Source organism: Microbispora sp. NPDC046933, assembly GCF_040644635.1.
Lineage (GTDB): Bacteria > Actinomycetota > Actinomycetes > Streptosporangiales > Streptosporangiaceae > Microbispora.
Window position 1 is genome coordinate 1 of record NZ_JBEYWW010000070.1, and the last position, 15331, is coordinate 15331.

At 71.8% G+C, this 15331-nt stretch carries 13 protein-coding genes; 10 read left to right on the top strand and 3 right to left on the bottom strand.

The window, feature by feature from the left end; all coding sequences use genetic code 11:
• Positions 1-414 precede the first annotated feature (414 nt).
• Positions 415-3105: a hypothetical protein gene (locus ABZ857_RS43265; protein WP_357056539.1), complete on the top strand. Its 2691-nt coding sequence runs from the start codon at positions 415-417 to the stop codon at positions 3103-3105.
• A gap of 88 nt (positions 3106-3193) precedes the next feature.
• Here the strand turns inward: ABZ857_RS43265 and ABZ857_RS43270 are convergent, their stop codons facing one another.
• Positions 3194-4120 carry an MBL fold metallo-hydrolase gene (locus ABZ857_RS43270; RefSeq protein WP_357056542.1) on the bottom strand — a complete coding sequence of 309 codons (927 nt, stop codon included), beginning with the start codon at positions 4118-4120 and terminating at the stop codon, positions 3194-3196.
• Between the two features lie 104 nt (positions 4121-4224).
• Between ABZ857_RS43270 and ABZ857_RS43275 the strand changes: the two genes are divergently transcribed.
• Positions 4225-4854, top strand: a complete 630-nt coding sequence (locus ABZ857_RS43275) for a single-stranded DNA-binding protein (protein ID WP_357056545.1) — start codon at positions 4225-4227, stop codon at positions 4852-4854.
• On the opposite strand, the gene ABZ857_RS43280 is transcribed toward ABZ857_RS43275, so the two are convergent.
• Positions 4829-6055: a DUF1015 domain-containing protein gene (locus tag ABZ857_RS43280; RefSeq protein ID WP_357056548.1), complete on the bottom strand. Its 1227-nt coding sequence runs from the start codon at positions 6053-6055 to the stop codon at positions 4829-4831. The two genes, ABZ857_RS43275 and ABZ857_RS43280, sit on opposite strands and share 26 nt — an antisense overlap.
• Positions 6056-6142: 87 nt before the next feature.
• Here ABZ857_RS43280 and ABZ857_RS43285 point away from each other — a divergent pair, with 87 nt between their 5' ends.
• Both ABZ857_RS43285 and ABZ857_RS43290 read left to right on the top strand, forming a co-directional pair.
• Positions 6143-6574 (top strand): tetratricopeptide repeat protein, encoded by a 432-nt coding sequence (locus tag ABZ857_RS43285; protein WP_357056551.1) that lies wholly within the window; start codon positions 6143-6145, stop codon positions 6572-6574.
• Positions 6575-6594: 20 nt separating this feature from the next.
• A complete protein-coding gene (locus ABZ857_RS43290) occupies positions 6595-7599 on the top strand; it encodes an HAD-IIA family hydrolase (RefSeq protein ID WP_357056554.1) in 1005 nt (334 codons plus the stop codon).
• 208 nt (positions 7600-7807) lie between these two features.
• Here ABZ857_RS43290 and ABZ857_RS43295 read toward each other — a convergent pair whose 3' ends face one another.
• Positions 7808-8155: an SCP2 sterol-binding domain-containing protein gene (locus ABZ857_RS43295; RefSeq protein ID WP_357056557.1), complete on the bottom strand. Its 348-nt coding sequence runs from the start codon at positions 8153-8155 to the stop codon at positions 7808-7810.
• A gap of 479 nt (positions 8156-8634) precedes the next feature.
• On the opposite strand from ABZ857_RS43295, the gene ABZ857_RS43300 reads away from it, so the two are divergent.
• The 6 genes from ABZ857_RS43300 (at position 8635) to ABZ857_RS43325 (ending at position 15200) form a co-directional block, all read left to right on the top strand.
• Positions 8635-8856, top strand: a complete 222-nt coding sequence (locus ABZ857_RS43300; RefSeq protein WP_357056560.1) for a hypothetical protein — start codon at positions 8635-8637, stop codon at positions 8854-8856.
• Between the two features lie 79 nt (positions 8857-8935).
• Entirely contained in the window at positions 8936-9745 is an 810-nt protein-coding gene (locus ABZ857_RS43305; protein ID WP_357056563.1) for a TlyA family RNA methyltransferase, read from the top strand.
• A gap of 34 nt (positions 9746-9779) precedes the next feature.
• Complete coding sequence (locus ABZ857_RS43310; protein ID WP_357056566.1) at positions 9780-10718, top strand: NAD kinase; 939 nt, start codon at positions 9780-9782, stop codon at positions 10716-10718.
• A gap of 182 nt (positions 10719-10900) precedes the next feature.
• On the top strand, positions 10901-12670 hold the full coding sequence (recN, locus tag ABZ857_RS43315; protein WP_357056569.1) for a DNA repair protein RecN: 1770 nt from the start codon (positions 10901-10903) through the stop codon (positions 12668-12670).
• Between the two features lie 359 nt (positions 12671-13029).
• The gene (gene steA, locus ABZ857_RS43320) at positions 13030-14226 is read left to right on the top strand and encodes a putative cytokinetic ring protein SteA (protein WP_357056572.1); all 1197 of its coding nucleotides are present in this window, start codon (positions 13030-13032) and stop codon (positions 14224-14226) included.
• Positions 14223-15200: a copper transporter gene (locus ABZ857_RS43325; protein ID WP_357056575.1), complete on the top strand. Its 978-nt coding sequence runs from the start codon at positions 14223-14225 to the stop codon at positions 15198-15200. The genes steA and ABZ857_RS43325 overlap by 4 nt, the downstream gene beginning before the upstream one ends.
• Positions 15201-15331 lie beyond the last annotated feature (131 nt).

Genomic DNA, 15331 nt, shown 5'->3' on the forward strand with positions numbered 1-15331 from the left:
GCCAGCGCCGATGGTACTGCACCGGGGACGGTGTGGGAGAGTAGGACACCGCCGGACAATCTTTTAATGGAAGGGCCACCCCAGGCGGGGTGGCCTTTCTGTGTTTATGAGGCCATGTCTTCACCCTGCCGAAACCTGCGTCGACGGGAACGAAAGCTCTCGTCGAGGCCCGGGCGGTGGTGACGGCGCGCTAGGCTGGCAGTGCCGGGCCACCCCACCACGGGTGGCCTTCGTCGCATCGGACGAGAAGCGAAGGCTGCGGCGGACGCGATCCCAGCGGACCTGCGGCGCAAACAACGTGTCTTCCCTGGAACTCATCGGGTATGGGGCAGATCCCCAACAGTCAGGACAGCGGGAAGACAGAGCCCTGCGGCCGGCGAACCGGACGCGGTGAGCAAGCAACAGAGGACAGAAGTGAACAGAGAAGACGGGCGCGACGGCGCGGGCCGTGGCGGAGACAACCGCGAAGAGAGCAGAAACCGGACTGAGCGTTCCGGAGGATTCCGCGGTAACGGAGGAAGCGGCGGCTTCGGCGGTCGTTATGGAGAGCGGCGAGAAGGCTTCCGCAGCGACCGCGGCGAGCGCGGCGAGCGCCCGTTCCAGTCCGACAGGCGCGGCAACCGCGACCAGGGCGGACCGTCCGGGGGACGGTTCGGTTCGCGTGATCGCGACGACAGGGCGACCGGCTCCTACGGGGATCGTGACAGGCGCGGCGGCTATCGTGACCGGGACGACCGCGGTCGCCGTCCCTTCGGCACCGGGGATCGCACGGGTGGCCGTACCGACGATCGCGGCGGATACCGCGACCGCGACGGGGGGCGAAGCTTCGAGCGCGGTGGTGACCGGCCGCGCGGGGCCGGCGGCTTCGAAGGACGTAGGGAAGCCGGTGGCTCCGAAGGACGCAGAGAGCGCGCCTATCAGGACCGGGACGCCTCCCGTGGCGATCGGCCGCGCCGCCCGTACGGGGACCGCGACGACTTCCGAGGAGGGCAGGGCTCCCGGGATCGCGAGGAACGGGGCGGACGCCCGTTCCGCTCGGACGACCGCGGCAGCCGGCCGTACGGAGAACGCCGCACGGATCGGCGGGAAGGCGGGTACGGAGATCGCCCGCAGCGTCAGGGGGGCGGTTTCGGCGGACGCTACGGCTTCCGCGAACGCGACGGCCGTGACAGCCGGGAGAGCAGGGAAGGCCGGGAAAGCAGGGAAGGCCGCTCTTTCCCGCCTCGGGACGAGCGTGACGGGTTCGGCAGTCGCCCGCCGCGGCGTACGGATCAGGAGCGCGGTTACGGCCGTGACGACAGGGGCGGAAACGGGTACGAGCGCCCGGACCGTCCCCGGCGCCCGTACGGCGATCGCGGCGGCGACCGGGGCACCGATCGAGCCTTCGGACGCGAGGAGCGGCCGCGGCGGTCGTTCGGCGACCGCGACGGCAGAGGTGGCGAGGACAGGCCCAGGCGCCCCTACGGGGACCGGCAGGACACCGGTGGTGACCGGTACCGCGACCGGGACTCGTTCCGCGACAGGCAGCGCGGTGCGCAGGGGGACAGGCCCGGGGGATCCTTCCGGGACCGCGACGACAGACGCCCGAGCCGCGACCGTGAGGAAGGGCCTCGGACGTTCCGCGGGCGTGAGTCGGGCTCAGGGGACCGGCCACGACGCCAGTTCGGCGGCGATCGCGGTGCCCGGCCGTTCGGCAGGGACCGTGACGAGTCCAGGCCGTTCAGCGGCGACCGCGGTGCCCGGCCCTTCGGCAGGGACCGAGACGAGTCCAGGCCGTTCAGCGGCGACCGCGGCGCGGCGCGTCCCTTCAGCCGCGACGAGCGGGGCGGCAGCCGCACCCGCTACGGCAGGCCCGACGAGCAGAGCAGGCCGCGGACGCGGGAGGAGATCCCTCCGCTCGACCCCGACATCACGCCGGACGAACTGGACCGGGAGGCGCGTGCGGAGCTCCGCTCGCTGCCGAACGACCTGGCGGACCTCGTGGCCAACCACCTTGTGGCGGCCGCCCGTGCGCTGACCGCGGAGGATCCGGAGAAGGCCTACGAGCACGCGAAGGTGGCCCGCCGCTTCGCGGGCAGGATCGGCGTGGTCCGCGAGGCGACCGGAATCGCCGCCTACCACGCGGGGCAGTACGCCGAGGCGCTGGGCGACCTTCGCGCGGCCAGACGGATCACCGGCTCGGACGAGTACCTGCCGATCATGGCGGACTGTGAGCGCGGGCTCGGGAGGCCCGAGCGGGCGCTCGACCTCGTCCGGTCGCGTGAGGCCGAACGGCTGGACCGCGCGGGCAGGATCGAACTGGCCATCGTGGAGTCCGGGGCCCGTCGCGACCTCGGCCAGCACGACGCGGCCGTGATCACGCTGCAGCGGGTTCCGGAGTTGCGCGACCCCCAGCCGAAGCCCTGGTCGGCACGTCTCGCCTTCGCGTACGCGGACGCCTTGGCCGACGCGGGTCACGAGGAAGCGGCGACCGACTGGTTCGCCCGTGCCATGGCCTTCGACGAGGACGGCGAGACCGACGCGGCCGAACGTTACGCCGAGCTGACCGGCGGACTCATCGAGGACCTGGAGGAGGGCTACGACGAGTCGGGTGACCTCCTGGACGACCTTCTCGACGACGAGGAGGAAGGCGAGGAGGAAATCGGCGACGAGGGCATCCAGGACGCCGCCACGGACGACGAGGGCATCCGGGACGCCGCCACGGACGACGAGGGCATCCGGGACGCCGCCACGGACGACGAGGGCATCCGGGAAGCGGCCAAGGACGAGGAGGACGAGGCGGACCTCCCCGGCGGCCCCCGGGACGACGACCTCTCCGACGAGGACGATCTCCCGGCTGATTCGGCGGACGGCGACGATGGTGCCGCGAGGTCCCCGTCCGGCGCGGTGCCCGCACCGGACGTACCCTCCGCATCGGAGGTACCGGCAGCGCCGGCGGCAACGCCGGCACCGGGCGGAGAGGAGACGCGCGACGCCGACGGAGCCGAGCGGCCTTCCGCCAAGGAGAGCGCGCCGTCCTACGGCCCCGCGTTCATCGAGCCGGACTTCGGCGACGTGCTCGACGACCCGGAGGATTCCGAGGATCGGGTGAAGCGCCAGCCCTGACGTCCCCTACGGGCGCCGCCTCGGCGGCGCCCGTACTTGTGTCCGGAGGAGGCCGCGCCCCAGGGGGCGATGATCGGGGATCCGGAGGTCAGCGTGGGCCGCGGTCCAGCCAGTGCATGATCCCCGCGACGTTCGACGGCGCGCCGCTGAGCAGCTCGAACTGCTCGGCGGTGGCCTCGTCGGCGTGTAGCGCCGCGTACCGTTCCCGCGTCCGGTCGCGCACCATGGCGACGGCGTGATCGAGGTCGAGGCCCTCGGCCCTGGCCCGTCTGGTGAGGTCGACCCAGATGCGGAGCTCCTCGGCCGACCGTTGGAGGGTCGAGGGCACGTCCTCCACCGGTCCGTAGTGGCTGAACAGCAGCCGCTGCGGTTTCAGGGCCGTGAACAGCGCGATCGAACCGAGGGCGACGTCGAGGTCGAAGTCCGGCGGCGGCGTGGCGGGCCGTAGGTCTCCGGTCTCGGGCAGATACACGCCGGCCGCGTCCCCCACGTACAGGTCACCGGTGAGCGAGTCCAGCAGGCCCACGTGGTGTTTGGCATGGCCGGGGGAGTAGTGGCTCGCCAGGGTGCGGCCGTTGCCGAGATCGATCGTCCCCGTGTCGCCCAGCGCCCGGATGCGGGCCGCGTCGGTCGGCGCCAGAGTGCCGAACAGTACGTCGAGTTTGTCGCCCCAGACCATCTTGGCGCTCGCCATGAGCCGTGAGGGATCGGCGAGATGGCGGGCGCCCTTCTCATGGACGACGATCTCCGCGGACGGATAGTAGTTCGCGATGTCTCCCACGCCGCCGGCGTGATCCAGGTGGATGTGGGTGACCACCACGGTCGCGAGATCGTCCGGTCCCACCCCGAGGGAGGACAGGGCGTCCCTGACCACGGGAGCCGAGGTCGAGGTGCCCGTCTCGACGAGGCAGGGGCGGTCGCCGAGGATCAGATAACCCGCGGTGATGCCGGAATAGCCCGCCATCCGCGTGTCGATCTCATAGACGTCGCCGCCGAGTGGAGTCACGTTGTCCACAGCCCACTCCTGAAACTAGAACCGGTATTCACAGAATGGCATTCAGGGCCCTGCCGGCCCAACCTGGTCACGCATAGTGATCTCCACGGCAGAGAGGAGATCACATGCACCGCAACGAGGTGGTGCTGGCCGGGCGGCTGTCCATGGAGCCGGCGCACCGGGAACTGCCTAGTGGAGCCCTGCTGACGCAGTGGCGTCTCGCGGTCCGCAGGCCGGGAGGCCGCTCGGGCCATCAGCGGTCGGACGCGATCGAGTGCGCGACGCTCGACGACGGCGTGCGCGACATGCTGGCCGGCTGGCAACTCGATGATCTGGTCGAGGTGGAAGGCGCGCTGCGCCGTCGTTGGTGGCGCGGCGGCAGCCGTTACGAGATCGAGGTCCGTACGGCACGCCGCGTCGAACCGGCGGTGCCTCGCAGAAGGTCGCGCAGGAGAACGCCAAACGCCGATGACGACACCCCTGCCGAGACTGGTCAGGCCGGTGATACGGCTGCGGACGGTAATGCCGGCAAGGCCGGTGATACGGCTGCGGTCGCTGCGGGCAAGGCCGGTGACGCCAGTGAGGCCGGCGAGGCGTCCTCCGGCGGTGAGCCGGATCCGGTGCGCCTTCAGGCAGGCTCTTCTGGCGGTCAGGCCGCCGGCTCTCCGGCGACGTCGTCCTGCGACCACCAGAGCAACGCCGTCTCGGCGGAGTCCGTCGGCGAGGTGCTCAGTCAGTGGCGAAGGTCCGCATGACCAGGCCCGTACGGGGCTTGGGACCGAACGAGGTCGACTTGCGCGGCACCCGCTCGCCCTGTGTCGCGACCGTGAGGACGTCCTCCGTGGACAGCGGATTCAGCAGTACCGCCGTTCCGCCGAGCCGGCGCGCCCTCTCCACGGCGGCGAGCGGGTCGTGGTGCACGACCATCACCGACTGCTCGCTGTCGGTGATCCCCCACACCTTGGGCAGGAGGAACGTCGTGAGGATCGAGGTGTCGAGCATCCGCCACCGCGGGGACTGTCCGGCGGGCATGGCGTGCTCGACCTGCAGTGGGTCCGGATCCGTCAGCAGATGGGCGGGTCCCTGCCCGGCGAGTACGAAGGCGGGGCCGGTCGCCGTGGCGAGCCCCGCGAGGGCGTCCTCGACCAAGGGAAACTCGTGGACCTGCCAGGCGCCCTTGGCCCGGGCGGCGGCCTCCTGCAGGGACAGCCCGGGGATGACACGGTGGATGGCCCTGAGGTCGGGCGGGTAGACGGTGGAGTCGACCAGGTACGCCAGGCCGTAGTCCCAGGGGCCGGGCCCGACATGGTCCTTCTGCAGCGCCTCGTAGGTGGCGTAACGATGGTGGCCATCGGCGATCAGCGCCTGACGATCATGCAGGTCCTCCGCGACGGCTTCGATCTCGTGGGAGTCGGTCACCGCCCAGAGCCGGTGGTGCACGCCCTCGCGGGTCCGGACGTCCATCAGGGGGAAACGCTGTGTCGCCACGTCGTCGACGAGCCGGGAGGCGGTGCCGCCGCCTTCGTACAGCAGGAAGATCGGCTCGAAGTTGGCCTGCGTGGCCCGCATCAGCGCGAGCCGGTCGGCGACGGGCTCCGGCAGGACGTTCTCGTGCGGAAGGATCGAGGTCGACCCGACCCCGACGCCTCCGATCAGGCCCCGCTGAAGGAAACCGACCCCGCTCTGCTCGTACACGTAGAGGCCGGGCAGGGAGTCGACCGTCAGCACCCCGTCGGCGAGCCACTCGCCCAGCGCGGCGCTCGCCTCACCGTAGTGGCTGATCCCGGGAAGGATCAGGCGCACTACGTTGTTCGGATGACGACTGAGCAGTTCCCGCAGTTCGTCAGGGGAGATGAGATCGTACGGCGGGGAGGTGACAGCGGCCAGATCGTCCACCGCGTAACGGACGCCGTGGAACGGACGTAGCACCAGTCCCGCCCGTTCAGAACTCTCCATACCGGGCATGTTGCCATAAGTGCCCGGACTCCCCGACGCTGCGGTGCCCGGTTGCTTGTGAAATCGGAGTGCAGGAGGGCTTACCCCATGATCGAAGGACGAAACGAGGCCTCTGCTTCTTCCAATGATCCGGGCGGTACGCCTTCCGGCGGCGTCTATGAGTGGTTCAAGCGTGGCATGAAACTGCTCGAAGAGGGCAGTCCGGCCGCAGCGGCGGCGATTCTGGAACACGCCGCACGCGCCGAGCCCGACTCCCGCAGCATCCGCGAGGCCCTCGCCCGGGCCCAGTTCAACTCGAAGCGCTACGACGAGGCCGCCGGCAGCTTCCGCTGGATTGTCGACGCCAACCCCGCCGAGGACTACGCCTACTTCGGTCTCGGCTTGTCGCTGTGGCGCAGCGGAGACATCGAGGGAGCGCAGGAGCCCCTCGCGGTGGCGGTCGCGATGCGCCCCGACCTGCGGCACTACGTGTCCGCGCTGAAACAGGTCAGGGCCACGCTGCGGGCGAGGCGGGCGTGACTGTAGGCCATACTTCCCACATGCCAGAAACCACCGGCGTGCTCGTGGACGCCTACGACACGCTGCTGCTCGACCTCGACGGCGTCGTCTATCTCGGCAAACACGCGGTCCCCGGCGCCCCGGAGGCGCTGGTGAAGGCCCGGGACCTGGGCGTGCGGCTCGCGTTCGTGACGAACAACGCGTCCCGCACGCCGGGGGCGATCGCGCAGCACCTCAGCCACCTCGGCATTCCGGCCGCCCCGGAGGACGTGGTGACGTCCGCGCAGGCGGCGGCCCGGCTGGTCGCCGAGCACGTGCCGGCGGGCTCGGCCGTCCTGGTGGTGGGCGGCATGGGGTTGCGGATGGCCCTGCGCGAGCATGGCCTGCGCCCCGTGACCACGGCTCTGGACGCGCCGGCCGCCGTGGTCCAGGGCATCGCCGACAACCTGTCCTACGGGCTGCTGTCCGAAGGGGCGCTCGCCGTACGTCAGGGAGCGTGGTTCGTCGCGGCCAACGGTGACACGACCATGCCGACGGGCCGGGGCGAGCAGCCCGGGAACGGGTCGATGAGCCGCGTGATCGCCACCGCGACCGGCGTCGAACCCGTGGTCGCGGGCAAGCCGGAGCCGCCGTTGCACCGTGAGTCGATGATCCGCACCCGCGCCGAGCGGCCGCTGATCGTCGGCGACCGGCTCGACACCGACATCGAGGGCGCGACCCGGGCCGGGGTCGACAGCCTGCTCGTGCTGACCGGCGTCGCCGGTCCTCTCGACGTGCTCACCGCCGCGCCTCACCACCGTCCCACCCACATCGCCGCCGACCTGTCCGGCCTGCACGCCTCCGTGGTCCCCGCACGGCGTGGCTCGGGCGGCTGGACCTGCGGCGGCTGGACGGCCCTGTGGCGGGACGGAGAGCTCGTGCTCAGTGGAGAGGGCGATCCCGTCGAGGGACTGCGCGCGGCGTGCGCCGCCACCTGGGAAGCGGCAGGGAACGGCCGGGCGGACGAGGACGCGGTGAAGGCAGCCCTCGCGGGGCTCGGCCGCTGATCGACGTCAGGAGCGGCCAGTCCAGCCTGGGGCTCGGCCGCCGTTCGATGTCAGGACTGGCTATCCCAGTCTGGGGCTCGGCCGCTGATCGACGTCAGCGGCCGGCCATCCCGGTTTCGGGGCTCGGCCGCCGTTCAACGGCGCCTTTCGCGGTCCGGACCGGCTCTGCTCGGCGGGGTCTTCGCGAAAGCGGTCAGACGAGCTCGAGTCAGAGGAGCTTGCGAAGGCGCAGCAGATCGCCGAGGCTCGCGTCGATCTTGACCCGCCCGCTCAGCAGCGCGCGGCCCATGTCGAGCTCGCCGTTCACCATCGAGACCAGGTCCTCGCTCTTGAGCGTCAGCTTGACCTCGGCGGGCCGGCCGTCCTCCGGGGGCACCTCCTTGAAGGGGTCGAGCCCGTTCCGGTGGATGCGACCGTAGAACGTCACGCCGAGGTCGGAGATCCGGCAGGCCAGCCGGCGTTCGACCACGTGCTTGGCACGGTCCTCCTCGCTTATCTCGTCGAACTGCTCGACGAGTTTGTCCAGCGCCGCCCGGCATTCCTCGACGGTCGCCATGCGCCTGCCTTTCTCCTCGCGGACCGTGTCTCCTTGTGAACCGCGCACGGATCACCGGTCGACGATGTGATTCCCCTCTACCTACCGACAGTAGCTTTCCACGGGCGGCCCGCGCGAAATCCGCGGCGGGCCATGGATAGGCAACGGCACGAGCTCGGTGGTCCGCGAGCCGTAGATTTCGCAATCAAAGGGACGGTGGGGTGAGCGCGGCCTCCCCGTGCGTACGAGATCACGGGACGCACGGCCCGCGGACCCCTGCGGAACGGCAGGATGCGCACGATCGTCGGTGGGGTCCGATAGCGTCGAGGCGACCAGTGCCGCAGGGGCCCGTACGGGCGGGACCGCGCGGCATGGGGCCGCGTGCGGCGTCCGGGTGACGTCCGGAGCCCGGTCCGGGGAGAGCCGGGCCGAAGCTCCGGCGCGAGCATGGAGCCGCGCCGGGAAGCGTGACGGGCAGCCGATCGGAGCAGGAAGGGACCATGACGGACAGCGGGATCGCGGCCGGGGAACACCTCGCCTCGGGCGCCGACGGCGTGCAGGCCGCGTTGTCGCCTCTCGGACGGCTGGCTCACGCGCCGGTGTCCGAGCACGTGGGCGTCTTCGAGCAGGTCCTCGCCGGCCTCGAAGCGGTGCTCGCGTCCGTGGAGGATGCCGGCGGGCGGCAGCCCGAAGCCCACGGCGGCCGGGAGAGCGGTCAGTGAGCGCCATGGGAGCGGCCGCGGCCGTCACGAGCCGGACGCCGGTCCGGACGCCACGGGACGCCGCGGCGGGGCGGGCCCGGTGAAGCGCGTCCGGCTGGACAGCGAGCTTGTGCGCCGCGGGCTCGCCCGGTCCAGAGAGCAGGCGGCCCAGCTCATCGAGGCGGGCCGGGTCAGCGTCGGAGGCCGCGTGGCGGGCAAGGCGGCCACGCAGGTGGACACCGCCGCCCCCATCGTGGTCGCCGAGGCGGCGGAGGGCCCCGACTACGTGTCCAGGGGCGCGCACAAACTGCTCGGCGCGCTGCGCGCGTTCGAAGGGCTCCGTGTCGAGGGGCGCCGGTGCCTCGACGCGGGAGCCTCGACCGGCGGCTTCACCGACGTGCTGCTCAGGCACGGGGCCGCCCACGTGCTCGCGGTCGACGTGGGATACGGCCAGCTCGCCTGGTCGCTGCGTACGGACGAGCGGGTCACGGTGATGGAGCGGGTCAACGTCCGCGACCTGACCCCGGAGATGGTGGGCGAGCCGCCGACGCTGATCGTCGGTGACCTGTCCTTCATCTCCCTCCGGCTCGTCCTCCCGGCTCTCGTGGGCTGCGCGGCCGAGGTGGCGGAGTTCGCGATGCTGGTCAAGCCGCAGTTCGAGGTGGGCAAGGAGCGCGTGGGCTCGGGAGGCGTCGTACGCGACCCGGCTCTGCGGGCGCAGGCGGTGCGGGAGGTCGCGGCGGCGGCGGGCTCGCTGGGCCTGACGGTGAAGGGCGTGACGGCGAGCCCCCTGCCGGGGCCGTCGGGGAACGTGGAATACGTTCTTTGGCTCGGGAAGGGGCCGGGACACGACCCCGTGCCCGACGTGGACGCGGCCATCGACACGGCGGTCGCGGAGGGACCCCGGTGAGCGCGGGCGGCGAGGCGTGGAGACGATGAGCGCGATGAGCACGGGTGGCGCGGCGGGCGACCGGGCGGACGCCAAGAGGACCGTCCTGGTCACGGCGCACACGGGCCGGGAGGCGGCCGTGCGCAGCGCCCGCCTGGTGATGGAACGGCTGATCGAGGCGGGCATCAACGTCCGGGTGCTCGACGAGGAGGCCGAGGAGCTCGGCTGCGCCCACGCCGAGGTGGTCCCGGATGGCGGGGCGGTGCTGGACGAGGTCGAGCTGATCATCGTCCTGGGCGGTGACGGCACCCTGCTGCGCGCCGCCGAACTGGCCCGCCCGGCCGCGGTGCCACTGCTCGGCGTGAACCTGGGGCACGTGGGCTTCCTCGCCGAGGCGGAGGTGGAGGACCTGGCGTCCGTGGTGGACCTGGTGGTCGAGGGCCGCTACGAGGTCGAGGAGCGCATGACGGTCGAGGTCGTCGTGCGCCTCAACGGCTCGGTGCTCGCGCGGACCTGGGCGCTCAACGAGGCGTCGGTCGAGAAGAAGGACCGCATGCTGGAGGTCGTCGCGGAGATCGACGGCCGCCCGCTGTCGCGCTGGGGGTGCGACGGCGTGATCTGCGCGACCCCCACCGGGTCGACGGCGTACGCCTTCTCGGCCGGCGGTCCCGTCGTCTGGCCCGAGGTGGAGGCGCTGCTCCTGGTGCCCAACAGCGCGCACGCCCTGTTCGCCCGGCCGATGGTGGTGTCGCCGAAGTCGACGCTCGCGCTGGAGATCCTCCCCGACACCAGCGCCGGTGTGCTGTGGTGCGACGGCCGCCGCCGCTTCGACATCCCGCCCGGCGCCCGAGTGGAGGTCCGGAGGGGCGAGGTGCCCGTACGGCTGGCCCGCCTGCTCGGTGTGGAGACCACCGGGGCGCCCTTCACCGACCGCCTGGTCGCGAAGTTCGGACTGCCCGTCCAGGGTTGGCGGGGCCGCGTACGCTCCGGCTGACCGCGAGAGGCGCCGCCTTCCACAGCGGGCTGTGGCGGTTGGTGGTGATATGCCGGATGAGCAGGGCTTTCGTGTCCACAGATTCTCGTTCGGGTCGCGGGCTGGACACGCCGTCCTCGAAAATCTTGACGAGTTACGCGTAGGATCTCTGGCGAGTTCGGTCGGCAAAACGGGAGGGACCAGTGCGGCCACGGGTCGAGGAGGTCCGCATCCAGGGGCTCGGCGTGATCGACGAAGCCGTACTGGAGCTGTCACCGGGATTCACCGTCGTCACGGGTGAGACGGGGGCCGGCAAGACGATGGTCGTCACCGGTCTCGGCCTGCTGTTCGGGGGACGGGCCGACCCGGCCAGGGTCCGGCCGGGCGCCGACAAGGCGATGATCGAGGGCACGCTCGTGATCGAGCCGGAGGGCCGCGTGGCCCAGCAGGTCGCCGACGTCGGCGGCGAGGTCGAGGACGGGCAGCTCATCATCTCCCGGTCGGTCTCCGCGGAGGGGCGCTCCCGCGCCTGGCTGGGCGGCCGTGCCGTGCCGGTCGGCACGTTGACGTACATCGCCGACGACCTCGTGGCCGTGCACGGGCAGATGGACCAGCAGCGGCTGCTGCAGCCCGGCAGGCAGCGCGCGGCGCTCGACCGCTACGCCGGCGACGAGCTGGTCAAACCCCTGCGGGCCTACGAGCAGGCCTACAAGCGGCACAAGCAGGTGGGCGAGCTGCTCCACGAGCTGACCGTCAGGGCCAGGGAGCGGGCGCAGGAGGCCGACGTGCTGCGGTTCGGCCTCGAAGAGATCGAGAAGCTCGAGCCCAGGGCGGGGGAGGACGCCGAGCTGAAGGAGGAGGCCGAGCGGCTCTCCCACGCCGACGCGTTGCGCACCGCCGCCACGACCGCGCACGCGGCGCTGCTCGGGGATCCGATGTCGAGCGCGCAGGACGTGCAGGACGCCGTGTCGCTGCTCGGCCACGCGAAGGCGGCAGTGGAGTCCGTACGCGACTTCGATCCCACGCTCGCCGGGCTCGCCGACCGCCTCGCCGAAGCCGGTTACCTGGTCTCCGACGTCGCGACCGAGCTGGCCGCGTACGCCGAGTCGGTCGAGGCCGACCCGGCGCGGCTCGCCGCGGTTCAGGAGCGCAGGGCGGCGCTGAACGGGCTCATGCGCAAGTACGGCGAGGACGTCACGGCCGTTCTCGCGTGGGCGCAGCGGGCCGCCGAGAGGCTGTCGGAGCTCGAGGGCGACGACGAGCGCATCGAGGAGCTGACACGGGAGCACGGCGAGCTCACCGAGCGGCTGGGCGAGCTGGCCGGTGAGCTGACGGCCATCCGCACCGCCGCGGCCGAGCGCTTCGGCCAGGCGGTGACCGAGGAGCTGACCGCGCTCGCCATGCCGCACGCCCGGGTGAGCGTGGCGATCACCGCCACGGACGGCTTCGGCCCGCACGGCGTGGACGAGGTCGAGCTCCGGCTGGCCTCCCATCCGGGCGCGCCGCCGCTGCCGCTGACCAAGGGCGCCTCCGGCGGCGAGCTGAGCCGGGTGATGCTCGCCATCGAGGTGGTCTTCGCCGGCGCCGACCCCGTTCCGACGTTCGTGTTCGACGAGGTCGACGCGGGTGTGGGCGGCAAGGCGGCCGTGGAGATCGGCAGGCGGCTGGCCAAGCTCGCCAGGACGGCGCAGGTCATCGTGGTCACTCACCTGCCGCAGGTGGCGGCCTTCGCCGACCAGCACCTCGTGGTCGAGAAGGCGAGCGACGGCAGGGTGGTCCGCAGCGGCGTCGTGACGCTCGACCGGGAGGGCCGCGAGCGGGAGCTGTCGCGGATGCTCGCCGGTCTGGAGGACTCCGAGCTCGGCCGGGCGCACGCCGCCGAGCTGCTGTCCATCGCCGCCGCCGACAAGGCCGCCTGGGAGAAGGCGTCCCCGGGAGCGGTCAAGCGCGCGGGCCGCCGCGCCGGCCGCTGAGGGCCGTTGAGGGCCGCCGGCTGAGGTCGTCGTACATCCGCCGACCGCCCGCGGGCCGTGCCGGCCCGCCGGGCTGATGGCCGTACCCGGCCGCCGGGTGAGGGCCGGGCCGCCCGACGCGTACACTCGGCGGGGCGCGCACGGGGGTGACGTTTGGAACAGAGCGCGCCGGGAAGCAGTCAAGCCCCGAAGACGAGGGGGCGGAGGAACGGGGGGCGGACGGCGTCGCGGAAGGTGTGCGTTGGCTCGGCTGCCCCCGGTCGGCGCACCTCGGCAACATCCCTGACTTGCAGTGACAATTCAGACGAGCCGTGGGGTGTGGACGCGTGGCGGTCGCCGCCTCTGGCAGGATGGTCATGATGAAGGTCCCGAGCTTGAATGTTCCGGGCCTCCGCCGCAGGAAGGTCGACGGCCTTCCCGGGGTGACGGCAGTGGCGAGAATCGACAGGCGGACGAAGAGGCTGACCAAGCGCCTCAAGCCCGGGGAAATCGCGATTATCGATCACGTCGACATCGACCGGGTCAGCGGGGAGGCCCTCGTCGCGTGCGGTGCGGCGGCCGTGATCAACGTTGCCGCGAGCATCAGCGGCCGCTACCCCAACCTCGGGCCGCAGATCCTGATCGACGCGGGCATCCCGCTGATCGACAACGCGTCGCCGGAACTGTTCGAGCGCATCGCCGATGGCGACGTGATCCGCGTCCACGAGGGCATGGTCTACCTCGACGAGGAACTGGTCGGCAAGGGGCAGACGCAGACCGCCGAGAGCGTAGAGGCGGCGATGACCGAGGCCCGCGCGGGCCTCGCCGTCCAGATCGAGGCCTTCGCCGCGAACACGATGGAGTACGTCCGGCGTGAGCGCGACCTTCTGATCGACGGAGTCGGCGTGCCCGACATACGCACCTCCCTGGAGAACCGCCACGCCCTCATCGTGGTGCGGGGTTACCACTACAAGGAGGACATCGCCACGCTGCGGCCGTACATCCGGGAGTACCGCCCGGTGCTCATCGGCGTGGACGGCGGGGCGGACGCGCTGCTCGAGGCCGGGTACGTGCCCGACATCATCGTGGGCGACTTCGACTCCGTCTCGGAGAAGGCGCTGTGCTGCGGCGCCGAACTGGTCGTCCACGCCTACCGCGACGGGCGGGCGCCGGGGCTCGAGCGGGTGCGCAAGCTCGGTCAGGAGGCGGTCGTGTTCCCCGCGACCGGGACGAGCGAGGACATCGCGATGCTCCTGGCCGACGACAAGGGCGCCACGCTGATCGTCGCGGTCGGCACCCACTGGACGCTCGACGAGTTCCTGGACAAGGGCAGGTCGGGCGCGGCGAGCACCTTCCTCACCCGCCTGCGGGTGGGCAGCAAGCTCGTGGACGCCAAGGGCGTGAGCAGGCTCTACCGCAGCCGGATCTCCACGCCCTCCCTGCTGCTGCTCGTGGCCACCACGCTGGTCACGATCGGCGTGGTCCTCTCGGTATCGCCGATCGGCCAGGTGTGGCTGAACGGCCTGCGCGTGGCCTGGAACGGCTTCATCTTCTGGCTGGTCGGACTCTTCTCGTGATCGATTTCCGTTATCACCTCGTCTCGATCGTGGCGATCTTCCTCGCGCTCACGGTCGGCATCGTGCTGGGCAGCACCGTGCTCGAGCCCACCTTCTTCAAGTCGGCAGAGGAGATGACCGCGTCCCTACGGAAGGCCAACGAGAGCAACCTGGCCCAGATCTCGCAGCTGCAGAGCCGCGAGGAGGGTGGCGACTCGCTGGTCACGACTCACCTGCCCGAGCTCGTGCGCGGCCAGCTCGCGGGCGAGCGCGTCGTGCTCGTCGAGGCTCCCGGTGCGTCGGCCGCCCTGCGTGACCCGATCGAGAAGCTCGTCACCAGCGCGGGCGCCGCCTACGCCGGAAGGGTCAGCCTGACCGAGAAGTTCACCGACGCGGAGCAGGCGAGCGTGGTGGACGGGCTGGCCACCAACCTCGCCCCGGCCGGCACCACCTTCCCCGACGGGGCCACGCCGTACGACAAGGCCGCCGCGATGCTCGCCGGCGCGATCGTGACCAGCGACCGCGCGCAGGCGGGCCGGGCCAACCCCGCGGCCACCGGCGTGCTTGAGGCGTTCCAGGCCGGCGACTTCCTGACCCTGAACGGCGACCCCGAGCAGCGCGCGACGATGGCCATCGTGCTCGCGCCGGCTCAGCCGTACGAGGGGGAGGACGCCGACCGGCAGACGAACGCGATCGTCTCGGTCGCGGCCGGCCTCGACAGTGGCGCCCTCGGCACCGTACTGGCGGGCACCGTCACCGCCTCCGCCAACGGCGGGGTCATCGCGGCGCTGCACGACACCGGCGGCGTGGCCTCGGCGGTCTCGACCGTTGACACGGTCGATTTCGCCGCGGGCCGTGTCGTGGTGGTCTACGCTCTGCGGGAGCAACTGGCCGGCCGTTCGGGCTCGTACGGCATCGGCAGCGGCGCGACGGCGTTCGAGCCCACGGTGACCGCGCCCAGCCAGACCCCCACCCCGGCGGCGAGCCGGGGCTGAGCCGCCGGCCGGCGCATCACGCCTGACGAACACGTAGATGCGCGGGCCTGGTGATCCACCACGTCGGCTCGAACCTGATCAGTCACATGGGCGGCCTGCGCACCGCCCTTCCGGTGACGTTCTGGACGATG